Genomic DNA, 20,374 nt, shown 5'->3' with positions numbered 1-20,374 from the left:
GCGGTAACTCCAGCCTCCCCGGTCCGGCCCGAATGGACGCTCTTCTGAAAGCTCACAGCCAGCGTGCGATTTGGTCTTGCCATCCGGGTTCGGGGGCGGATAGGTCCAGTCTCGCCGCGGGAGCCTTACCTCCTGCCGGGCAGGAGGAGACACGCGATGGGGCGGGCGACCCTGATCGGATTCTCGGCCGTGGTGATGTGGGCGCTGCTGGCGCTGTTCACCGACGCATCGGGACGGGTGCCGCCGTTCCAGCTTGCGGCAATGGCGTTCGCAATCGGCGCCGCGCTGGGCTTTGTGGCCCGGGGCGCTGGCCTGTCGCCCGCACAGCGTGCGCCGATACCGCCGCTTGCCTGGGTGGTCGGCATCGGTGGCCTGTTCGGCTATCATTTCTTTTACTTCACCGCCCTGCGAAACGCGCCCGCGGTCGAGGCGAGCCTGATTGCCTATCTGTGGCCGCTGCTGATCGTGCTCGGTTCGGCGCTCATGCCGGGCGAGCGGCTCGGCTGGCACCACGTCGTCGGCGCGCTGATGGGGCTCGCCGGCACGGTGCTGATCGTCGCTAAGGGCGGCGGGCTCGGCTTCGACGCCCGCTACGGTTTCGGCTACGCCATGGCGGCTCTGTGCGCGCTGACTTGGTCGTCCTATTCGCTGTTGTCACGCCGTTTTCCCGCCGTGCCGACCAGCGTGGTCACCTGGTTCTGCCTGGCCGCCGCCGGGCTGTCGCTCGTATGCCATCTGGCGCTGGAGCGCACGGTGTGGCCCGAGGGCGTCGGACAATGGCTGGCTGTCGCGGGTCTCGGCCTGATGCCGGTCGGCGGCGCCTTCTACGCCTGGGATCACGGGGTCAAGCGCGGCAATATCCAGGTGCTGGGGGCGGCAAGCTATGCCGCGCCGCTGTTGTCGACCCTGGTGCTGATTACGTTCGGTTTCGCCGAGCCGACATGGCGTATCGTCGCTGCCTGCCTGCTGATCACCGCCGGTGCGGCCCTCGCAGCCAAGAATCTCTTATCCCGCCGCGCGGACGACGCGGCTTTCGGGGGTGACGCGTGATGATGCCGTTCGAAGGCGGATTGGCCGGCACGGCCAATGGAACGTTCGTCCTGTCGGTCGTGGCGGCAGCACTGTATCTGCCGATGACGGCGCGGCCGCTTTCCTGGCGCCGCATGGTTGCCAAGACGGCCGGCGTGGCGCTGTTGGCGGTACTGTCCTTCGTTGCCGGCGGGCCGTGGCTGCTCACGCTCGCGCTGGCGCTGAGCGCGCTCGGCGACGCCTGCCTGGCGCGGGAGGGCGAGGGCGCCTTCATGGCCGGCCTGGCGTCGTTTCTGGGCGCGCACCTGGCCTATGCGGTGCTGTTTGCCGGTGCGGGCAGCGCGGATCTGTTTGCCGACGAACTGTGGCGGCTGCTGGTCGCGCTCGCCATGATAGCGTTCGCCGGCTTGTTTTACCGGCGCCTGCGCCCGGTCCTTCCGGCCGGAATGGCGGTGCCGGTTGCCGTCTACGTCGTGGCGATCCTGGCCATGGGTGTCACTGCGCTGTTCCTGCCCGCGCTGGTGGTGATTGTCGGGGCGGTGCTGTTCATGGCGTCCGACGCCATCCTGGCCACGGAGCGCTTCCTGCTTGCCGAGGCGTCCGCCCACCGGCGCTGGAGCAGGCCGGCCGTGTGGGTGCTTTATTATGCCGGCCAACTGGCGATCACGCTCGGCGTGCTGCTCGCCTGACCCGGCGGGTCAGAAGATATCCTTGCGCTTGCGGATTTCGGCGAAGACGGCCTCGTCGCTGGCGGTCTCCATGCCGAGATTGCGGCGGATGACGGGATCGTGCGCGCGCAGGAACGGATTGGTCGCCATCTCCTCGATCAGCGTGGTGGGCAGGCTCGCCTGATCGGCCGCGCGCCTGGTCTGGACGAGGGCGGCGCGTTCCTTGAGCGCGGAGTTGCTCGGATCGACCGAAAGCGCGAACCGGGCATTGGCTTCGGTATATTCGTGGCCGCAATAGATCACCGTTTCCAGCGGCAGTGCCGCGAGCTTCTTCAGCGAGGCGAACATGTCGGGCGGCTTGCATTCGAACAGCCGGCCGCAGCCGAGCGCAAACAGCGTGTCGCCGGTGAAGGCGACGCCCGATCGCGCGAAGTGGTAGCAGACATGGCCGGCGGTATGGCCCGGCGTCGAGATCACGTGGACCTCGTCCGAACCGAAGGCGAAGCGGTCGCCGTCCTTGACGGTCTCGTCGATGCCCGGGATCCGGTCGGCCTCGGATCGGGGGCCGACGATCTTCAGGCCGAAACGCTGCTTGAGATCGAGATTGCCGGCGACGTGGTCGCCGTGGTGATGGGTGACCAGCAGAACGGTCGGAGTCCAGCCCGTGCGCTCGACCGCTTCCAGGATTGGCGCGGTTTCGGGCGCGTCGACGATGGCGGTCTCGCCGCTTTCGGGATCGCGCGCCAGCACGCCGAAATTATCGCTGCGGCACATGAATTGGTCGATTTCCAGGGCCATGGGCATCCTCGCTTTCCGCGGCCGGACGATAAGCCGGCCGACACCGAGTTGTCACCCCGTCGAAGGGATTTCTTGCCGTGCCGTCCGGGCGCGGATACCGTCCGGCAATGTATTCGGACATCGTCGATCTCAGGTCGTTTTATGCATCGGTGCTCGGGCGCCTGGCCGATCGCTCGATCGCTATGGCGCTGTCGAGCGTATGGGCCAATATTCCCAACGAACGCCTGGTCGGCCTCGGCTATGCCGTGCCCTGGCTCGAGCGGTTCGGGGCCGACGCCGAGCGGGTGTTCGCCTTCATGCCGGCAACGCAGGGAGCGGTGAACTGGCCGCCGGGCGGCCCGTCCAGCACCGCGCTGGTATTCGATGAGGAACTGCCGCTGTTTGATTCCTCCATCGATCGCATCTTGATGGTGCATTCGCTGGAACATGCGGAAAACCCGCGCGAAACGCTGATGGAGTTGTGGCGGGTTCTTGCCCCCGGCGGGCGGCTCGTGATCGTGGTGCCGAACCGGCGCGGCGTGTGGGCGCGCTTCGAGCACACGCCCTTCGGCACCGGAAGGCCCTGGTCGCGCGGGCAGCTCACCAGCCTTTTGCGCGATACCAATTTCACGCCGGGACAGTGGAGCGAGGCGCTGTTCTTTCCGCCGTCGCGCAGGCGCTGGATGCTCAGGTTCCATCGCCTGATCGAGCAGACCGGGCGGCGGTTCTCGCCGATCTTTTCAGGCGTCACCATCGTGGAGGCGCAAAAGCGTCTCTATCAGGGGCTGCCGGTGGCGCAGCGCAGTTCGCGGCGCGTCTTCGTGCCTGTGCTGACCCCGCAGGGCGCGACGCGATCAATGACCGGCATCGATGCGGCGCACGCGCGGCGGCGCGGAATCAAGGAGGGACAGGCCGATGTGGCCCAATAACGGCATTGTTGAGCTTTTCGACATCGAGGTGCCGATCCTGCAAGCGCCGATGGCCGGCTCCTCCGGGGCCGAACTGGCCATCGCCGTCAGCGCGGCGGGCGGCCTCGGCGCCCTGCCATGCGCCATGCTCGGGCCCGAGCAGATCCGCACCGAACTCGGGGTGATCCGCCAGCGTACCAACCGGCCGGTGAACCTCAATTTCTTCTGCCATTCGCCGCCAAGCCCCGACCGGGCACGCGAGGCCGGCTGGCGCGCGCGGCTTGCGGCCTATTACGCCGAGTTCGGCATCGACCCCGACGCGGTTCCGCCTGGCGCGGGGCGCAATCCCTTCGACGAGGCGGGTTGCGCGGTGGTGGAGGAGTTTCGCCCGGAGGTGGTGAGCTTCCATTTCGGCCTGCCCGACCCAGCGCTGATCGAGCGCGTGAAAAAATCCGGCGCCCGCATCATCGCGTCCGCCACCACGGTCGCCGAAGCCCGCTGGCTGGAAAAACGCGGCTGCGACGCGATCATCGCGCAAGGGGCGGAGGCGGGCGGCCATCGCGGCATTTTCCTTTCCGACGACGTCGCCGCCCAGCCCGGCACGATGGCGCTGGTGCCGCAGGTGGTCGATGCCGTCGCGGTGCCGGTGATCGCCGCCGGCGGCATCGCCGATCCGCGCGGCGTCGCGGCGGCCTTCATGCTGGGGGCGGCGGCGGTGCAGATCGGAACCGCCTATCTGCAGTGCCCCGAGGCGCTGACGGCGCCGGGTCACCGAGCCGCGCTCGCGGCGGCGCGCGACGACCAAACGGTGCTGACCAACGTGTTTACCGGCCGGCCGGCGCGCGGGCTTCTCAACCGGATCGTGCGCGAGGTTGGGCCGCTCAGCGCCGAGGCGCCTGCCTTTCCGCTGGCTGCGGCCGCCGTCGGTCCGCTGCGGGCGCGGGCGGAAAAGACGGGTTCGCGCGACTTCTCGCCTTTATGGGCCGGTCAGGCCGCGGCACTTGGCCGGGCGATGCCGGCCGGTGACCTGACGCGCGACCTGGCCGACAGGGCGGGAGAGCTTCTGGCACGCGGCGCCCGTGCGTCCTGAATTGGAACGGCTGTAGCGGCGACCAACCGCCTTTGTCACGCGCCGCCCAGTTTTGTCACGCGTGAACTTCGACCCCTGAACGATGCCTTGTCGAAGCCTCGTGGGTACCCGACGAGCGGCTGGTTGATGCGGACGCGACAAAAACTTGTCTCCATAATCGGCGCGTGCTATTGGTAATGCAAGTCATTTGCAACAAGGATCGATTATGGGTTTGGGACCGTTCGGACGCATTCCCAGACGCGGCCTGCTGCGGGCCGGGGCGGTGCTGGCGGGTGCGGCCTTCGGAATGGAGCGTTCGGCAGCGGGCGAACAGGATGGCGAAGGCGCGCCCTCCACTGGCCACGGCATGGCCGGCCGGCATGGTCAAAACCGCGTCGTTGGAACGGTGGACGCCGATCGCAACGGCTTCGATCCGATGGAATTCCTGACCGAATTCGACACCGGTGTCGTGACGACGGACCCCGACGGTCGGCAGGTCCGCGAATGGACAATCACCGCCGTCGATCGCGAGGTGGAGATCGCGCCCGGCGTGTTCTTTCCAGCCTGGACCTACAATGGCCGGATCCCGGGGCCGACCCTGCGCTGCACGGAGGGCGAGCGTCTGCGCATCCGCTTCCTCAACGCGGGTTCGCATCCGCACACCATGCATTTCCACGGCATTCACTCGGCACGCATGGATGGCGTGCCCGGGGCGGGCGAGATCGGGCCGGGCGAGGCGTTCACCTACGAGTTCGCGGCCGAGCCGTACGGCTGCCATCTCTACCACTGCCATTCGATCCCGCTCAAGCGCCACATCCACAAGGGGCTCTACGGCGCCTTTATCGTCGATCCCGACCCGGACCGGCACCCGCTGTCGCGCGAGGACGCCGCGGCGCGGAAGCTGGGCACGCCACAGAACGCGGACTGGCAGGAACTGGTGATGGTGATGAACGGCTTCGACACCAATTTCGACGACGAAAACGAATTCTACGCCGTCAACACCATTCCGTTCGCCTATTTCGACAGACCTATACGGATCGACAGGTCGAGGCCGGTCCGTATCTACCTGATCAACATTACCGAGTTCGATCCCATCAATTCGCTGCATGTGCATGCGAATTTCTTCGATTATTACGATCACGGCACCACTTTGACGCCGACCCATCGCCGGATCGATACCGTCATGCAGTGTCAGGCGCAGCGCGGCATCGTCGAGCTGAGCTTCGCCAACCACGAACCCGGCCTCTATATGTTCCATGCCCATCAGACCGAATTTGCGGAACTCGGCTGGATGAGCCATTTCGAGGTGGTGTGATGGTCCGTTTCGTCTGGCTGGCGCTTCCGCTTCTGATTCTGGCTGCGATCGTTGCCTATGTGCTGGGCGCGCGCCCGCTCGACCGGATCGGGGCCGCCGCGCCGCCTGTCGAACAGGTCGTGGTGGAAGGCACGCGCCTGCGCCCGGGCGTGATCGAGCTCGGCATCCGCGCCGACGGATCGCAGCCGGTCGCCATCGCCCAGGTCCAGGTCGACGGGGCCTATCGTGCTTTCGACCTGATGCCGGCCGGACCGGTCGGGCGTCTTGACGGCGCCCGGGTCACGGTTCCCTATCCTTGGGTCGAGGGCGAAGCGCATCATATCGTGCTGGTGACCTCGACCGGGGCGACGTTCGAACACACGGTGGAGGTCGCACAGGCTACGCCGGGGCTCGATGCCGGCTCGCTGTGGCGGCTTGCCGTGGTCGGGCTCCTGCTCGGCGTGGCGCCGGTGGCAACCGGCATGCTGGCCTTTCCCGCCATGCGCGGGCTGTCCGCCGGCACGTTCGATTTTCTGCTGGCGCTGACCGTCGGGCTTTTGGCCTATCTTTTCCTCGACACGCTCAGCGAGGGGCTGGAGGCCGGTTCGGCCGCCCTGGAGCGTCTGCGCGGCCAGACGGCGGTATGGGTGGCGGCGGCGTTGACGGCGCTGGCGTTGTTCGTGGCCGGGCGCTGGCGCGGCGCCGCGCCGCAGGGCGCCGCGCTCGCCGGCTTCATCGCGCTTGGCATCGGGCTGCATAATCTTGGCGAAGGTCTGGCGGTGGGCGGCGCGCTTTCGGCCGGCGCCGGCGCCTTGGCGACCTTCCTGGTCGTCGGTTTCATCATTCACAACGTGACCGAGGGTATCGGCATCGCGGCGCCGCTCGTACGCGCAAAACCGCCTTTGTCGTTGTTCGTCCTGCTTGCCGGGCTCGCGGGCCTGCCGGCGGTCGCCGGCGTTTGGGCCGGAACGCAAGCACCGGGGCCCTATTGGCTGGCTTTGTGTTTCGGCGTCGGTGCCGGGGCGATCTTCCAGGTGATGGTCGAGGTGACGGCTCTAACGGTGAGAAAGGGCGGGTTCGCTGCCTTGGGCGGCTTGAACTACGCCGGCGGTGTCGCGGCCGGTCTGTTGATCATGTACGCGACCGCCTTGTTGGTGTGAGTGTCATTTCCTCAGCAGAAACACCGCCTGCTGGCCAAAGAAATTCCAGAACCACCATGGCAGCGAGACGCCGATCTTCTGACCGTTGCCGTCGAGCGCGGTTGCGCTCTCCACGGTCGCGCCAACCTCCTCGCACAGATTGACGAAATCGCGGATCGTGCAGAAATGGATGTTGGGCGTGTCGTACCAGCTATAGGCCAGGTCGCGTGTGACCGGCATGCGGCCGCGCAAAAGCAGCGAAAGGCGCACGCGCCAATGGCCGAAATTCGGGAACGAGACGATCGCATGCCGACCGATCCGCAGCAATTGTTCGAGCACTTCCTTGGGATTGCGTGTGGCCTGCAGCGTCTGCGATAGGATCACGTAGTCGAAGCCCTGGTCGGGATAATGGCTGAGGTCGGTGTCGGCATCGCCCTGGATCACCGACAGGCCACGCGCGACGCATTCGTTGACGCCGCGCTGCGATATCTCGATGCCGCGGCCGTCGATCTGCTTGTCGGTGATCAGGAGGTCCAGAAGCGCCCCGTCTCCGCATCCGACGTCGAGCACGCGGGCGCGCGGGTCGATCAGGCCGGCCACCATGGCGAGGTCGACCCGGGCGTCGTGGTTCACACTCACGGCGCATCCTCCAGGCCGCGGGCGCGCGCGGCGGAGTCCAGAAATCCGCCGACGGCGGCGAAGAATTCCGGTTCCTCGAGCAGGAATGCGTCGTGGCCGCGATCGGTCTCGATCTCGACGAAGGAAACCGAGGCGCCGGCGGCGTTGAGCGCACGCACCACGGTGCGGCTTTCCTCGGTCGGAAACAGCCAGTCCGAAGTGAAGGAGACGAGGCAGAAACGGGTCTCGGTGTTGCGGAAGGCGTCGGCCAGCCGCCCGCCACGATCGGCGGCGAGGTCGAAATAGTCCATCGCCCGCGTCATGTAGAGATAGGAATTGGCGTCGAAGCGGTCGACGAAGGTCATGCCCTGGTGGCGCAAATAGCTTTCGATCTGGAAATCCGCGTCGAACCCGAAGGTCAGGGTCTCGCGATCCTGCAGATTGCGGCCGAATTTGCGGTGCAGCGCGGTTTCCGACAGATAGGTGATGTGGGCGGCCATGCGCGCGACCGCGAGGCCTTTTTCCGGCCGGCGTCCCTCGTCGATATAGCGCCCGCCGCACCATTCGGGGTCGGCCATCACCGCCTGGCGGCCGACTTCGTGAAAGGCGATGTTCTGGGCGGAATGTCGCGCCCCTGCCGCGATCGGCAAAGCGGTGAACACCCTCTCGGGATAGCTCGCCGCCCATTCCAGCACCTGCATGCCGCCCATCGAACCGCCGATGACGGAAAACAGTCGGTCGATGCCGAGTTCGTCGACCAGCATCGTCTGCGCGCGCACCATGTCGCCTATGGTGACGATCGGCAGGTCGAGGCCGTAGGCGCGGCCGGTCTCGGGGTTGAGCGAGGCGGGGCCGGTGGAGCCCAGGCAGCCGCCGATGACGTTGGAGCAGATGACGAAAAAACGGCCGGTGTCGATCACCTTGCCCGGGCCGACCAGGCTTTCCCACCAGCCCGGCTTGCCGGTGATGGGATTGCGGCTGGCGACATATTGGTCGCCGGTCAGCGCATGGCAGATCAGGATGGCGTTGCTGCGCGCCTCGTTCAGCGCGCCATAGGTCTCGTAAGCGATCTGGAACGGCGACAGCACCTTGCCCGAATCGAGCGACAGCGGCCTGTCCGGTCCGAAGCGCGCGACCCGGCTCGACGGGTCGGTCGCCTCGTTAGTTGCCTTCAGCTTTCGGGCCCGCCGTGCGGCCATCCACATTACCTCATGCGGCCGGCCTTGCTCGAAGCACAAAAAAACCGGCATTGCGCGCTCGCAAAGCCGGTTACCTGATGCAAACGGCCCTTTAGCGACTTGTTTTACGTGGCTGCAAGCCGACCGGCCAAATCACCACGGGAGGCCGGTTATAATCTTGCGCAAGCCTTTGCGTCAACGGCAAAGCTTTGCTAGTCGGAAGGCGATCATCCGCGAAGGAACCCCGCCATGAGCCTGCCCGTCCGCCCAGAGCCGAAACCTGGCATCATGGATATCGCCGCCTATGTGCCCGGCAAGAGCGCGGCGCCGGCGGGCGTGGCCAAAGTCCATAAGCTGTCGTCGAACGAAAACCCGCTCGGCGCGTCGCCCAAGGCGGTCGAGGCCGTGCGGTCGGTGGCCGCCTCGCTCGAGTTCTACCCTGATGGTGCGGCGAGCAGGCTGCGCGAGGCGATAGCGGAAGTGCACGGGCTCAACCCGGACAACATTCTGTGCACCAACGGCTCCGACGAGGCGCTCGGGCTGTTGGCGCAGGCCTATCTGCAGCCGGGCGACGAAGGTGTGTTCACCGAGCACGGCTTCCTGGTCTACCGGATCTACATCCAGGCGGCGGGCGCGGTGCCGGTGGTGGTAAAGGAAACCGAGGAGACAGCCGATGTCGATGCGATCCTGGCCGCGGTGACCGACAGGACCAGGATCGTCTTTCTGGCCAATCCCAACAACCCGACCGGCACCTATGTGCCGTTCGAGGAGGTGCGGCGCCTGCATGCGGGGCTGCCGAAAAACGTGCTTCTGGTGCTCGACGCGGCCTATGCCGAATATGTGCGCCGCAACGACTACGAGACCGGCATCGAGCTCGTATCCTCGTTCGATAATGTGGTCATGACCCGGACCTTCTCCAAGGTGTACGGCCTCGGCGGCGCGCGTATCGGCTGGATCTACGCGCCGGCGCATGTGATTGCCGCGCTCAACCGCATTCGCGGTCCGTTCAACGTCAACGCGGCGGCGATCGAGGCCGGGGTGGCTGCGATCCGCGACCGCGGTCATGTCGAGAAATCGGTCGCGCATAACGACCAATGGCTGCCGTGGCTGACGGAGAAACTGACCAAGCTTGGTCTCAGGGTCACGCCGAGCATCGGCAATTTCATCCTGATCCATTTTCCCGACGAGCGCCGCTCGGCGGCGCTGGCCGACGAGTATCTGACGGCGCGGGGCTATATATTGCGCCGTGTCGCCGGCTACGGATTCCCGAATGCGCTCAGGATGACGATCGGCACGGAAGAAGCCAACCGGGGTGTGGTCGCCGCGCTCTCGGATTTTCTGAAAGACTGAGCGATGTCCGATCCGATGTTCGATCGCGTTGCCCTGGTGGGCATCGGCCTGATTGGTTCGTCGCTTGCCCATGTGATACGCCGCGAGGGGCTGGCTGGCACGATTGTGGTCTCGACACGCTCGGCCGCGACGCTCGAACGGGCCGCGGAGCTGGATCTGGGCGACGTCTATGAAGGCGACCCGGCCAAGGCGGTCGAAAATGCCGATCTTGTCATCGTGTCGGTGCCGGTCGGCGCGTCCGGCGCGGTGGCGCGCGCGATCGCGCCCGCGCTCAAGGCAGGGGCGATCGTCACCGATGTCGGCTCGACCAAGGGGTCGGTCGTCAGCCAGATGGCGCCGGAATTGCCGTCTTCGGTCCATTTCATCCCCGGCCATCCTATCGCCGGTACCGAACGGTCGGGGCCGGATGCCGGGTTCGCCGACCTGTTCGACGGGCGCTGGTGCATCCTGACGCCGTTGCCGGACACCGATCCCGACGCGCTCGCGCGGCTGTCCGGTTTCTGGGAGGCCTGCGGCTCGAAGGTGGATGTGATGGATCCGGCGCATCACGACATGGTGCTCGCCATCGTCTCGCATCTGCCGCACATCATCGCCTATAATATCGTCGGCACCGCCGACGACCTGGAAGCGGTGACCAAGTCCGAGGTCATCAAATATTCGGCGTCCGGTTTTCGCGACTTCACCCGCCTGGCCGCGTCCGACCCGACCATGTGGCGCGACGTGTGCCTGCACAATCGCGAGGCCATTTTGGAGATGCTGGCGCGGTTTTCGGAAGATCTGTCGGCATTGCAGCGGGCGATCCGCTGGGGCGACGGCGACAAGCTGTTCGACCTGTTCACCCATACCCGGGCGGTGCGGCGCTCGATCATCGAGGCCGGCCAGGACATCGACGTGCCCGATTTCGGCCGCCACGTCGTCGCCCATCCGCCACGCGATGCCAGGGAGCCGGAAAAATCCGGCTCTAGTTGAGTGGGGGTATCCGGCCGAGCGTGATGAAGGCGATCCGCGCCTGCCCCTTCGTCACGGTGAGCGGCAGGCTGGGATTGTCGCCGAGAGCGGCGAGCCCGGCGGCCACCGAGCGGATCTGATTGCCGTTTTCCGGCATGATTTCTGCCAAAAGCGCGGCAATTTCTTGCGGATTTCGCGCCGAAATCTGCAATTTTGCGTCAATAAATCCGTCCATATCGACAGAAAATGGGCCGGAAAGCGCGAAACCGGCCTTATCGGCCAGGGTAATGGCGAGATCGCGAATGACGAGGCTGATGCCGCGCAGGCTTTGCGGCCGCTCCATGGCGAGCCGCACGCCGTCGGCGACGGTGAAATCGGCCTGGAACCGCTCGGCACGGATCTCACGGCCAATCTGCGGCGGAAGGGCGGAGATCGCCTCGGCGCTGACGGCAAGATCCAGATCGGCGCCATTGCGGCGCGCATGGGCCTCGACGTGCCCGGCCTCGAACAGGACCGACGCCACGCGGCCCTCCGGGGTTGCGTCGAGCTTGACCTGTTGGGCTGTCACCGAGGCGCGCTCCGGCAGCGGGTCGGCGAGCCTTGCGCTGAAACGAATATCGCCGGCGCGGGCGCCAACCGGGTTTGGCGCGGCGAGCAGGTCGAGCCGTATCGTGTCCAGTTCGCCGACGATTTGGGCGGGGTTATAGATTTGTGCCGCCGAGCGCAGCCCGGCGGCCCTGATGGCGAAACGGCCCTCGGCGTCCTCGATTGCAGCCTCGCTGCAGAAAAGCCCGATGCGGAACGGATAGCCGCGCGCCTCGCGCTGTTGGCAGCTCGCGGCGGCGCCGCGTTCGCCCATGCGCGCGAGCCAGGTGTCGGTTGCCCGTTCCAACGTGTTCGCGGCGTAGAACCAGCCGCCCGTATAAAGCGCGATCGCGGCGACGATGCCCGTAGCGAGCCAGAAGAACCGGCGGCTGGTTCCGCCTTCGCGTTTACTTGACGTCACGCCTTCGGCCTCGCTACCCATCATGCTGCCGGTCGTTCCGGCGCATTCCTATCAGACTGGCTTGGCGATATGGGCGATTTTTGGGTGTTTGGCTACGGTTCGCTGATGTGGCGGCCCGGATTCGCCCATGTGGAGACCCAGCGCGCGCGACTGCACGGTTACCGCCGGGCGCTGTGCGTGCGCTCTTTCGTGCATCGCGGCACGCCCGCGCGACCGGGGTTAGTGCTCGGCCTCGACCGGGGCGGATCGTGCGTCGGGCTTGCCTTTCGGGTGCCGGGCGACCTGCGCGAGGAGGTGCTCGACTATCTGCGTGCCCGCGAGCTCGTCACCCATGTCTATCTGGAGCGCGTGCTGCCGGTCACGTTTGCCTCCGGCACGCGCGGCGATGCGCTGTGTTATGTCGTCGACCGCGCGCACGACCAGTATGCCGGGCGGCTCGACGCCGCGCACGCGGCCGAGGCGGTGTGCGGCGCCGTCGGCCAGTCTGGCCCGAACGAGGATTACGTGCTCAACACGGTCGAACACCTGGAGGCGCTCGGCATTCGCGACCATTGGCTGGAAGAGGTCGCGCGGCGGATCCGGTGAACCCGGCCGCCAGGTACATCAGCCGATCTCGGCTACGATGCCGGGCAGGTCGCGCAATGTGTCGATAACCCGAAAGCGCGGATCTTCGGCCGGAGGCTCGACGTGCTCCAGCACCCATGTCAGTTCGTGCGGGACATGTACGCCCCAGCTTCCCGCCGCGATCGCCGGCACGATGTCGGATTTGAGCGAATTGCCGACCATCATCGCGCGTTCGGGCCCGTCGCCTACCGCCGAGAAGATCCGCTGGTAGGTATTGCGCTTCTTGTCGCTGACGATTTCGACCGCGTCGAAAAAGTCACCGAGCCCGGACTGGGCGAGTTTACGCTCCTGGTCGAACAGGTCGCCTTTGGTGATCAGCACGATGCGGTGCGTCGCGGCCAGCCGCTCGAGCGTGTCGGTGACATGCGGCAGGGTTTCGACCGGATGGTCCAGCATCTCGCGCCCGGCGGCAAGAATCTGCTCGATGACACGCGCCGGCACGCGCCCGTTGGTGACCTCGATCGCGGTTTCGACCATCGACAGCGTAAAGCCCTTGATGCCGAAGCCGTAGCTGCCGAGATTGCGCTTTTCGGCCGCGAGCAGCCGCTCGCTCAGGCGGTCAGGTTCGGCGTGATCGGCGAGCAGTTCGGCAAAACGTCGTTCCGTCAGCCGGTAGAACTGTTCATTTTGCCAAAGCGTGTCGTCGGCGTCGAAACCGATCGTCGTCAGATTGGCGGATTTCGGCATGGTTCCTCCCTATCCGGCCGGTCGCCCGATCAAGCCGGCACGGAAGCGGGCGGATCGCCCTTCAGCTTCTCGAGCCGCCGGCGCGCGGTCTCGGGCAAGGGCGGGGCGTCGCGCGAGCTGGCAGCCTCGACCAGCAATTCGTCGACGGCCTGTTCGGTCGTGGAAATCAGGCGGTGCATGAATTCCTCCTTGCTGAGGCCCGTGGGGATCGGCGCGAGGAAGCGCGCCTTGATCGTGCCGGGATAGCGCAGGAACTTGCGGCGCGGCCAGTAGAGGCCGGCGACATGGGCGACCGGGACGACCGGCAGGCCCAGTTCGGTGTAAAGTTCGACGATGCCCCATTTATAGGCCGGGTCGTCGCCGGGCGCACGGCGTGTGCCTTCGGGATAGATGATCAATTGGCGCGGATTGCGCGCCAGTTCGGCCTTGGTCAGCCGTATCACCGCTTTGAGCGCTTTGGAGCGGCTGCCCCGGTCGACCGGGATCATGCGCATCTTCAAGACATACCAGCCGAAGAACGGAATCCAGGTCAGTTCGCGCTTCAGAATGTAGAGCGGATCGCGCAGATAGGGAAAAAAGGCGATCGTATCCCAGAACGACTGATGTTTCGGCGCGAGGATGAAGGAGCCTTCGGGCAGGTTCTCAACCCCGGTGATCTCGCTGCGCGTGCCGGCGATGGCGTTGTAGAGCCACAGGCTGGAGCGCGACCAGAATTTCGGTACGAACCAGGCCAGGTAGCGGGGCGCGAGGAAATAAAAGGGTGTCCAGAAAATCATCTGGACGATCAGGTTGGCGTAAAAGGCGACGTTGAACGTCAGCGATCGAATCACTGTCATAAAGCGTGTCCGGTGTCCCGTGGCAATTCCGGTCGATGGGTTCCGTTCCTAGAGCCGTTCATTTTTAAACGGAATCGTTTGACCGACGGGATTTCGCGGTCCGGCCAGGAGCGCGTGGCGATGCGGTGCAGGCACCGTGAGCCGGGCGCGACGCTGTAAGACGTGCGAAAGACCCAGGTCGGGCGATTGCGGTTTGACGGGCGATATCAAAACCATAGGCGCTCCCCGGCTTGGAGGGCTTTTCCGCCCCTGCGGCGTCGAAGCTCTTGCCCGATATTGATATCGCGCTGCGAACTTCTCCTCGCCGGAGCGAAAAATCCATTCCATCAACCCGCCTCCAGTTAAAGATGAATGGCTCTAGGTATCATCGGCCACGGCGGAGGAAAACCGCGGATTGCGCATCGCGCCGCGCGGGAGGCCTTTCGTTCAGCGCCGGGCGAGGTCGCTTTTCGGGTCGGCGCCGTCGCCGCGCGGCCATGCGCCACGAGCAAGGGCGCCGAGATATTTCACGTATTCAGTAAAAAGCACCCGCAACGCGTCAGGTTTGGTCAACAGGACGCCGTCTTCGGCGTTGTTGGCGACCACTGGATAGGGCAACAGCGCCGTCTTGGCCAACAGGCGGCGCATTTCCAGCAGGCTGCGGGGCATATGGTAGTTGTTGGTGACCACGATGATCGTCTTATAGGCGTGCGCGCGGATCCATTTCGCGCTCTCGGCGGCATTGCCGACCGTGTCGAGCGCTAGCCGATCTATGTCGATGCAGCATGAAAACAGCGCTTCCTCGGCGCCGGTTGCACGGCGCAAGTCGCCGGCGCGTGCGACCGGATTGACACCGGAGATCAGCAACCGCTCGCCCTTGCCGGCCTTGAGCAGGTCGACCGCCGCGTTGAGCCGGAAATGGCCGCCGGTCAAGACCACGATTGCGTCGGCATCAGGCAAATCGGCCGGCGTTTTCATCAGCCTCACCTGATTGGCGAACCAGGCGAAGCCGCCGATGAAGACCAGCACGGCAAGCAGGGCTCCCGCGAGGCCGAACCGGCCGGCGCGGCCGCGCGCGCCGGCTTGCCGGTCGCGGGCGGGCTGCGGTTCGGTTTCGCGGGGCGCTTCTGCCATGGTGGTTGCTTAGCGCCGAATTGCGGCTGGCGGTAGATGCGGCGCCCGCACCGCGACATTTTTCGTGTTGCGCGGTCTTGTGGCGCGAAGCGGCTGGCTTCGGGCGACGCGCTCACAAATGGTCGGCGGTGCCAATATCGACCCCGTTGAGATGCGCGACCACGGTCGCGTGTGAGGTCGCCGCCGTCAACGCGGCGACGAGGACGACCACCACGCCGACGCCGAGATAGCCAGTCGTGCCAATGGCGAAATTACCGAACAGCGCCGTCGCCTGGTCGGCTTCCGGCGTTGCCATGTTGCGCCCCGACCACCAGCCGAACAGGATGAAGACCACGATGGCGGCGAGGCCTCCCGCGGCTGCGCCCTTGATACCCGTCAGCAGGAAGTGCCGGCGGAACTGGGAGGCGATGAACCGCGCCTCGGCGCCGACATAGTGCAGGACCTCGATGACGTGTCCGTTGCCGGCCATGGCGCCGCGCGTGGCGAAAACGACGGTCAGAACGGTCGCCGACAGCATCAGGATCAGGACCGCAAAGCCGATGGTCACCGTCGTCCGGGCCATCGAGACGAGGCGGTCGACCCAATTGCGATGGTCGTCGAGACTGGCATTGGGCACCTGCTTGCCGATCGCCGCGCGCATGGCGGCGAAATCAGGTGGCGCGGCCTCGTCGATCGTGACGATGACGAGGCGCGGCACCGGCAGTTCGTCGAGATCGAGGCCGGTGCCGAGCCATGGTTCGAGCAGGCGCGCGGTGGCGGCGCTGTCGACGACGGTTGCCGCACGCACGCCGGTGAAGGTTTCGGCGATCGTCTTGGCCGCCTTGAGCGCGGCCTCCATGTCGAGGTCGTCGCGGGGACGGATCTGGATCGTCGCCTCGCGGGCGATCTGGCTTTGCCAGACGCTGGCGGTGTCGCGCACCAGGGTGACCGCGCCCACGGTGAGGCAGGCCAGGAAGGTCATGATCGCGATCACGGCGATCAATGCGTGCCCGGCCACGGTCTGGGCCGGCACGATCGGCGCCATGCGACGACGCTTGCCGTCGCGCGATCGGACCAGGGACTTGAGCGTGAAGTCAGTCATGGATCGCCAGCCTGCCGTCGGCGAGCACGAGGCGGCGCGCGTCGACCTGATCCATCAAGGACAGGTCGTGCGTGGCGATGAGGACGGCGGTTCCGGACCGATTGAGTTCGATGAACAGGCGCAGCAGCCGCCGGGCGAGCGGCGGATCGACATTACCGGTTGGCTCATCGGCAAGCAGGATGTCGGGCTGCTCGATCAGCGCACGGGCGATCGCGGCGCGCTGCTTTTCGCCGCCCGACAGGATGGGCGGGTGTGCATTCAGGCGCTCGCCGAGGCCGACCCATTTGAGCAACTCGGTCACGTCGCTGCGATAGCTCGCCTCCTCGCGTCCGCGCACACGCAGCGGCAGGGCGACGTTTTCATAAGTCGTCATGTGCTCCAGAAGGCGGAAATCCTGGAAAACGACACCGATCTTGCGGCGGATATGCGGCAGCTCGTTGCGCCGAATCAGCGCGCGATCCTTGCCGAACACCTTGATCAGTCCCCGGGTCGGCGCCAGCGACAGGAAAAGCAGGCGTAAAAGTGTCGTTTTGCCGGCGCCCGAAGGCCCGCTGAGAAACTGGAACGAGCGCTTGGGGATATGAAAGGAGATGTCGCGCAGGATTTCCGGCCCCATTCCGTAGCGCAAGCCAACATTTTCGAAATGGATCACTGTCGTGCCCGGCCTCGGCTGGTTCGATATCCGTCGATTGCGGCGGACCTTGGTTTTCCATGGTTAACGGACGGTAAAATTCCCGCCTCGTCGCACCGCGCCTGTGCCGCTCGGCAGCAAATCATTAACCAATTCCCTTTACCCCGTGTCAGGGTTTTGCAAAAGGACGGCGCCCTTCCATGGTCGATGCAGCGAACGTCCGCCCGGTCTCGGGCGAAATCATGGCGGGCGGGCGCTCCAGGGCGGCACGGACCGATTTCGCCAGCGAGATCGTCGATGCCGACTATATTACGCTGGACGATCCGTCCATGGTCCGCGACAATTCCCGCAGCGCGCCCAGGGTCGAACCGGGGTCCTCCGGGATTTCCGGCATGGACATGCTCAAAAACCATGGTCAACATCCGGCAGGCCGGCGCGAACGCCGTGCCGGGCCGTTGTTTTGGGCGGTGGGAGCAATGGCCGCGCTGGCGGCCTTCTGGATATCGGGTGGGCATACGCTGCGTGGCGCCCTGTTTTCCGCGGCGCCTGCGAGCGCGGCCGATGCCATGCGGCTTGTCGCGCTGCGGTCGCATCTGGACGCCAGCGGCGTGCGCGGGATCGTGCATGTCGACGGCGCCGTTGCCAATAACGGCGCCTCGGCCGAACAGGTTCCGCGCCTGGCTATCGAGGTCAGGGGTGACGGCGGCGCCGTCACCCGCTACATACTCGATCCGGGACGGGCCCGGATCGGACCCGGAACGCGGTTTCCCTTTTCCAGCCGCGTCAACGCGCCCGAGGGCGGCGTTGCCGGCATATCGGTGAGCATGATTACGGAGGGCGGCGGCTGATGCCGGTTGTACGCGGCAAGGAAATCGAAGTCCTGTTCAGCGCATCGACGATCGCGCGGCGTAATCTCGAGCTGGCCAAGGAGATCGCCGGGCGCGATTACCATGACCTGCTGGTCGTCTCGATCCTCAAGGGCTCCTTCATCTTCGCCGCCGATCTGATCCGAGCGATGCATGACACGGGAAGCTCGCCCGAGGTCGAGTTCATCTTCATCTCCAGCTATGGCGCGGGCACCGTCAGCGGTGAGGTCAAGGTGCTGCGCGATATCGACAACGACGTCGCCGGCCGCGATATCCTGTTGATCGATGACATCCTGGAATCGGGCAAGACGCTGAAATTCACCCGCGACCTGATGGTATCGCGGGGAGCGCGCAGCGTTTCGATCGCGGTTTTACTGGACAAGCATACCCGCCGGCAGACCGAGCTGAACGCCGATTATGTCGGCTTTGAATGCCCGGATTATTTCGTTGTCGGATATGGCATGGATGTCGCGCACGCCTTCCGGGAGCTGCCCTTCGTGGGTGTGGTGAAAGGAGATGCGGCCGGTTGAACCGGTCCCGTCAGGGACCGCGATAAGACCGGGCATTGTCGGCTCAATGGCTAGAATCCTGATTGTCGAAGACGACGAACCGGTTCGCTCCCTGGCGGCGCGCGCGCTGGCGCGCGACGGCCATAGCGTTGAGACGGCGGAGGACGGCGAGGCAGGGCTGGCGCTCATCCGGCAGGCCGAGGGCGGCTATGATCTGGTCGTCTCCGACATCCGCATGCCGGGCATGGACGGGATCGCCATGGCCGAAGAAGCCGTGCGGGACTACCCCGAACTCAAGATCATGCTGGTGACCGGGTACGCGGACCAGCGCGAACGGGCGGCGGGACTCGACAAGGTGATCGTCGATGTCGTCCAGAAGCCGTTCACGCTGTCCCAGATTCGCGAGAAGGTGCGCGAGCATCTTGCCTGACCGCGGCGGGTCGGCCGGGCGGTTTCCTTGCCGGATGCTGTATTTCATCCTAGACCACGACGCCGTTGCCGGCGGCGGCCGGGGCGAAACGGGAAGGGCAAGATGACCAAGACCGACATTGCCAAGCGTGTCTACGATCATACCTGGAAGCTCGATCCCGTGATCCGCAGCCTGCTCGACACGGATTTCTACAAGCTGTTGATGCTGCAGATGATCTGGGGGCTCTATCCGCAGGTCGACGCGACCTTCTCGCTGATCAACCGCACCAAGACGGTCAGGCTCGCCGACGAAATCGATATCGCCGAATTGCGCGACCAGCTCGATCATGCGCGCAGCCTGCGGTTTTCCAAGAAGGAGATGATCTGGCTCGCCGGCAACACCTTTTATGGCAGCAAGCAGATATTCAGGCCCGACTTTCTGGCGTGGCTGAGCGAGTTCCAACTGCCCGAATACGAGCTGGCGCGCCGGGACGGACGGTTCGAACTGCGTTTCCACGGCCGCTGGACCGAAACCAGCATGTGGGAAATTCCCGCCCTGGCGATCATCAACGAATTGCGGTCGCGCGCCACGATGAGGTCGATGGGACCGTTTTCGCTCGACGTTCTCTACGCGCGGGCGAAGGCCAAGGTATGGTCCAAGGTCGAGCGGCTGCGCAAGTTGCCGGATCTGCGCATATCGGACTTCGGCACCAGGCGGCGGCATTCCTTCCTGTGGCAACGCTGGTGCGTGGAGGCTTTGAAAGAGGGGCTGGGCGACGCGCTGACGGGAACCAGCAACGTCAAGCTGGCCATGGATACCGACCTGGAGGCGCTGGGCACCAACGCGCACGAACTGCCGATGGTGCTGGCCGCGCTGGCGCCCGACGACGAGGCCCTGCTCGAAGCGCCGTATCAGGTTCTGCGCGACTGGAACCAGTATTATGGCGGCAATCTGTTGATTGTGCTGCCCGACACGTTCGGGACCGAATCGTTCCTGCGTGGCGCCCCGGATTGGGTGGCGGACTGGACCGGGTTTAGGCCGGACAGCGCGCCGGCGATCGAGGGCGGCGAAAAGATCATCTCGTGGTGGAAGGAGCGCGGCCGCGACCCGCGCGAAAAGCTGCTGATCTTTTCCGATGGTCTCGACGTCGACACGATCGAGAAGGCCTACCATCATTTCCATGGCCGGGTGCGCATGGCGTTCGGCTGGGGCACCAACCTGACCAATGATTTCGAGGGCTGCGCGCCGGTCGAGATATCCAGCCTCAACGCGATATCCATCGTCTGCAAGGTCAGCCACGCCAATGGCCGGCCGGCAGTCAAGTTGTCGGATAATCCTGAAAAGGCGACCGGGGCGCCTGGGGAGATCCAACGCTATCTTGCGCTTTTCGGCGAGACCGGGCGTGTTGCCAAGCCCGTAAAAGTTTAGGCAGGATCCCTGGTCTTGCGGTTATTTGTGAGGAATTGTCCGGGTTTAACGGACAATTAGCGCGATTGGCTTACCTGTACGTCAGGCTGATGTCAGATGTGGGTGGGACTTGCATTGAAGGACGACGGGTCAATATCGTTCAGAGGTGGCGGCGGCAGGTTTGTCGCGGATCGTTTTGGTCGGGCGCTTCGGTCCTTGCCGAGGGG

At 65.5% G+C, this 20,374-nt stretch carries 22 protein-coding genes and 1 riboswitch; of the genes, 13 read left to right on the top strand and 9 right to left on the bottom strand.

Features of this window, described 5'->3' with window-relative positions; translation table 11 throughout:
- The first annotated feature begins 156 nt into the window (after positions 1-156).
- The gene (gene yddG / locus GN330_RS02530; RefSeq protein ID WP_156711075.1) at positions 157-1,050 is read left to right on the top strand and encodes an aromatic amino acid exporter YddG; all 894 of its coding nucleotides are present in this window, start codon (positions 157-159) and stop codon (positions 1,048-1,050) included.
- Positions 1,050-1,718: a lysoplasmalogenase family protein gene (locus GN330_RS02525; RefSeq protein WP_156711073.1), complete on the top strand. Its 669-nt coding sequence runs from the start codon at positions 1,050-1,052 to the stop codon at positions 1,716-1,718. Before yddG ends, GN330_RS02525 begins: the two co-directional genes overlap by 1 nt.
- Positions 1,719-1,727: 9 nt before the next feature.
- On the opposite strand, the gene gloB is transcribed toward GN330_RS02525, so the two are convergent.
- On the bottom strand, positions 1,728-2,495 hold the full coding sequence (gene gloB, locus GN330_RS02520; RefSeq protein ID WP_156711908.1) for a hydroxyacylglutathione hydrolase: 768 nt from the start codon (positions 2,493-2,495) through the stop codon (positions 1,728-1,730).
- A gap of 107 nt (positions 2,496-2,602) precedes the next feature.
- Between gloB and GN330_RS02515 the strand changes: the two genes are divergently transcribed.
- The 4 genes from GN330_RS02515 (at position 2,603) to GN330_RS02500 (ending at position 6,905) form a co-directional block, all read left to right on the top strand.
- Complete coding sequence (locus GN330_RS02515; RefSeq protein WP_156711071.1) at positions 2,603-3,403, top strand: class I SAM-dependent methyltransferase; 801 nt, start codon at positions 2,603-2,605, stop codon at positions 3,401-3,403.
- Positions 3,390-4,472 carry an NAD(P)H-dependent flavin oxidoreductase gene (locus GN330_RS02510; RefSeq protein WP_156711069.1) on the top strand — a complete coding sequence of 361 codons (1,083 nt, stop codon included), beginning with the start codon at positions 3,390-3,392 and terminating at the stop codon, positions 4,470-4,472. The genes GN330_RS02515 and GN330_RS02510 overlap by 14 nt, the downstream gene beginning before the upstream one ends.
- Before the next feature lie 205 nt (positions 4,473-4,677).
- Positions 4,678-5,766: a multicopper oxidase domain-containing protein gene (locus GN330_RS02505; protein WP_156711068.1), complete on the top strand. Its 1,089-nt coding sequence runs from the start codon at positions 4,678-4,680 to the stop codon at positions 5,764-5,766.
- Entirely contained in the window at positions 5,766-6,905 is a 1,140-nt protein-coding gene (locus GN330_RS02500) for a ZIP family metal transporter (RefSeq protein ID WP_156711066.1), read from the top strand. The genes GN330_RS02505 and GN330_RS02500 overlap by 1 nt, the downstream gene beginning before the upstream one ends.
- A 3-nt stretch (positions 6,906-6,908) precedes the next feature.
- On the opposite strand, the gene metW is transcribed toward GN330_RS02500, so the two are convergent.
- Both metW and metX read right to left on the bottom strand, forming a co-directional pair.
- Positions 6,909-7,523 carry a methionine biosynthesis protein MetW gene (gene metW, locus GN330_RS02495; RefSeq protein ID WP_343040190.1) on the bottom strand — a complete coding sequence of 205 codons (615 nt, stop codon included), beginning with the start codon at positions 7,521-7,523 and terminating at the stop codon, positions 6,909-6,911.
- Positions 7,520-8,701 carry a homoserine O-acetyltransferase MetX gene (gene metX, locus GN330_RS02490; protein ID WP_156711064.1) on the bottom strand — a complete coding sequence of 394 codons (1,182 nt, stop codon included), beginning with the start codon at positions 8,699-8,701 and terminating at the stop codon, positions 7,520-7,522. Before metX ends, metW begins: the two co-directional genes overlap by 4 nt.
- Positions 8,702-8,772: 71 nt before the next feature.
- Positions 8,773-8,850, bottom strand: a riboswitch (SAM riboswitch).
- A 79-nt stretch (positions 8,851-8,929) separates the two neighbouring features.
- Here metX and hisC point away from each other — a divergent pair.
- A complete protein-coding gene (gene hisC / locus GN330_RS02485) occupies positions 8,930-10,030 on the top strand; it encodes a histidinol-phosphate transaminase (RefSeq protein ID WP_156711062.1) in 1,101 nt (366 codons plus the stop codon).
- A 3-nt stretch (positions 10,031-10,033) separates the two neighbouring features.
- On the top strand, positions 10,034-10,999 hold the full coding sequence (locus GN330_RS02480) for a prephenate/arogenate dehydrogenase family protein (protein ID WP_197435001.1): 966 nt from the start codon (positions 10,034-10,036) through the stop codon (positions 10,997-10,999).
- Here GN330_RS02480 and GN330_RS02475 read toward each other — a convergent pair.
- Entirely contained in the window at positions 10,992-12,008 is a 1,017-nt protein-coding gene (locus GN330_RS02475; protein ID WP_156711060.1) for a DUF2125 domain-containing protein, read from the bottom strand. The genes GN330_RS02480 and GN330_RS02475 overlap by 8 nt on opposite strands.
- 45 nt (positions 12,009-12,053) lie before the next feature.
- Here GN330_RS02475 and GN330_RS02470 point away from each other — a divergent pair, with 45 nt between their 5' ends.
- Positions 12,054-12,569 carry a gamma-glutamylcyclotransferase gene (locus tag GN330_RS02470; protein WP_156711058.1) on the top strand — a complete coding sequence of 172 codons (516 nt, stop codon included), beginning with the start codon at positions 12,054-12,056 and terminating at the stop codon, positions 12,567-12,569.
- A gap of 18 nt (positions 12,570-12,587) precedes the next feature.
- Here the strand turns inward: GN330_RS02470 and GN330_RS02465 are convergent, their stop codons facing one another.
- From GN330_RS02465 to ftsE, 5 genes are all read right to left on the bottom strand, one after another.
- Entirely contained in the window at positions 12,588-13,295 is a 708-nt protein-coding gene (locus tag GN330_RS02465) for an HAD family hydrolase (protein ID WP_156711057.1), read from the bottom strand.
- Between the two features lie 29 nt (positions 13,296-13,324).
- Positions 13,325-14,131: a lysophospholipid acyltransferase family protein gene (locus GN330_RS02460; protein ID WP_156711055.1), complete on the bottom strand. Its 807-nt coding sequence runs from the start codon at positions 14,129-14,131 to the stop codon at positions 13,325-13,327.
- Between the two features lie 426 nt (positions 14,132-14,557).
- A complete protein-coding gene (locus GN330_RS02455; protein ID WP_156711053.1) occupies positions 14,558-15,244 on the bottom strand; it encodes a YdcF family protein in 687 nt (228 codons plus the stop codon).
- A gap of 112 nt (positions 15,245-15,356) precedes the next feature.
- Positions 15,357-16,325 carry a cell division protein FtsX gene (locus GN330_RS02450; RefSeq protein WP_156711051.1) on the bottom strand — a complete coding sequence of 323 codons (969 nt, stop codon included), beginning with the start codon at positions 16,323-16,325 and terminating at the stop codon, positions 15,357-15,359.
- Positions 16,318-16,977, bottom strand: a complete 660-nt coding sequence (ftsE, locus tag GN330_RS02445) for a cell division ATP-binding protein FtsE (RefSeq protein WP_343040187.1) — start codon at positions 16,975-16,977, stop codon at positions 16,318-16,320. Before ftsE ends, GN330_RS02450 begins: the two co-directional genes overlap by 8 nt.
- Before the next feature lie 179 nt (positions 16,978-17,156).
- Between ftsE and GN330_RS02440 the strand changes: the two genes are divergently transcribed.
- The 4 genes from GN330_RS02440 (at position 17,157) to pncB (ending at position 20,168) form a co-directional block, all read left to right on the top strand.
- Positions 17,157-17,804, top strand: coding sequence for a hypothetical protein (locus GN330_RS02440; RefSeq protein ID WP_156711050.1), 648 nt, complete (start codon positions 17,157-17,159; stop codon positions 17,802-17,804).
- Positions 17,804-18,352 carry a hypoxanthine phosphoribosyltransferase gene (hpt, locus tag GN330_RS02435; RefSeq protein ID WP_156711049.1) on the top strand — a complete coding sequence of 183 codons (549 nt, stop codon included), beginning with the start codon at positions 17,804-17,806 and terminating at the stop codon, positions 18,350-18,352. Before GN330_RS02440 ends, hpt begins: the two co-directional genes overlap by 1 nt.
- 46 nt (positions 18,353-18,398) lie before the next feature.
- Positions 18,399-18,761, top strand: coding sequence for a response regulator (locus GN330_RS02430; RefSeq protein WP_156711048.1), 363 nt, complete (start codon positions 18,399-18,401; stop codon positions 18,759-18,761).
- A gap of 102 nt (positions 18,762-18,863) precedes the next feature.
- Positions 18,864-20,168 carry a nicotinate phosphoribosyltransferase gene (gene pncB, locus GN330_RS02425; RefSeq protein WP_156711047.1) on the top strand — a complete coding sequence of 435 codons (1,305 nt, stop codon included), beginning with the start codon at positions 18,864-18,866 and terminating at the stop codon, positions 20,166-20,168.
- The last annotated feature ends 206 nt before the right edge of the window (positions 20,169-20,374 follow it).

This window comes from Nitratireductor arenosus (assembly GCF_009742725.1).
Classification (GTDB): domain Bacteria; phylum Pseudomonadota; class Alphaproteobacteria; order Rhizobiales; family Rhizobiaceae; genus Mangrovimarina; species Mangrovimarina arenosa.
This window is presented reverse-complemented; position numbering and strand designations above follow the sequence as displayed.

Bases quoted from the DNA above. Each gene is read 5' to 3' on its own strand.
- yddG (WP_156711075.1), top strand. From the start codon at position 157: ATGGGGCGGGCGACCCTGATCGGATTCTCGGCCGTGGTGATGTGGGCG.
- GN330_RS02525 (WP_156711073.1), top strand. From the start codon at position 1,050: ATGATGCCGTTCGAAGGCGGATTGGCCGGCACGGCCAATGGAACGTTC.
- gloB (WP_156711908.1), bottom strand. From the start codon at position 2,495: ATGGCCCTGGAAATCGACCAATTCATGTGCCGCAGCGATAATTTCGGC.
- GN330_RS02515 (WP_156711071.1), top strand. From the start codon at position 2,603: ATGTATTCGGACATCGTCGATCTCAGGTCGTTTTATGCATCGGTGCTC.
- GN330_RS02510 (WP_156711069.1), top strand. From the start codon at position 3,390: ATGTGGCCCAATAACGGCATTGTTGAGCTTTTCGACATCGAGGTGCCG.
- GN330_RS02505 (WP_156711068.1), top strand. From the start codon at position 4,678: ATGGGTTTGGGACCGTTCGGACGCATTCCCAGACGCGGCCTGCTGCGG.
- GN330_RS02500 (WP_156711066.1), top strand. From the start codon at position 5,766: ATGGTCCGTTTCGTCTGGCTGGCGCTTCCGCTTCTGATTCTGGCTGCG.
- metX (WP_156711064.1), bottom strand. From the start codon at position 8,701: ATGGCCGCACGGCGGGCCCGAAAGCTGAAGGCAACTAACGAGGCGACC.
- hisC (WP_156711062.1), top strand. From the start codon at position 8,930: ATGAGCCTGCCCGTCCGCCCAGAGCCGAAACCTGGCATCATGGATATC.
- GN330_RS02480 (WP_197435001.1), top strand. From the start codon at position 10,034: ATGTCCGATCCGATGTTCGATCGCGTTGCCCTGGTGGGCATCGGCCTG.
- GN330_RS02475 (WP_156711060.1), bottom strand. From the start codon at position 12,008: ATGATGGGTAGCGAGGCCGAAGGCGTGACGTCAAGTAAACGCGAAGGC.
- GN330_RS02470 (WP_156711058.1), top strand. From the start codon at position 12,054: ATGGGCGATTTTTGGGTGTTTGGCTACGGTTCGCTGATGTGGCGGCCC.
- GN330_RS02465 (WP_156711057.1), bottom strand. From the start codon at position 13,295: ATGCCGAAATCCGCCAATCTGACGACGATCGGTTTCGACGCCGACGAC.
- GN330_RS02460 (WP_156711055.1), bottom strand. From the start codon at position 14,131: ATGACAGTGATTCGATCGCTGACGTTCAACGTCGCCTTTTACGCCAAC.
- GN330_RS02455 (WP_156711053.1), bottom strand. From the start codon at position 15,244: ATGGCAGAAGCGCCCCGCGAAACCGAACCGCAGCCCGCCCGCGACCGG.
- GN330_RS02450 (WP_156711051.1), bottom strand. From the start codon at position 16,325: ATGACTGACTTCACGCTCAAGTCCCTGGTCCGATCGCGCGACGGCAAG.
- GN330_RS02440 (WP_156711050.1), top strand. From the start codon at position 17,157: ATGGTCGATGCAGCGAACGTCCGCCCGGTCTCGGGCGAAATCATGGCG.
- hpt (WP_156711049.1), top strand. From the start codon at position 17,804: ATGCCGGTTGTACGCGGCAAGGAAATCGAAGTCCTGTTCAGCGCATCG.
- GN330_RS02430 (WP_156711048.1), top strand. From the start codon at position 18,399: ATGGCTAGAATCCTGATTGTCGAAGACGACGAACCGGTTCGCTCCCTG.
- pncB (WP_156711047.1), top strand. From the start codon at position 18,864: ATGACCAAGACCGACATTGCCAAGCGTGTCTACGATCATACCTGGAAG.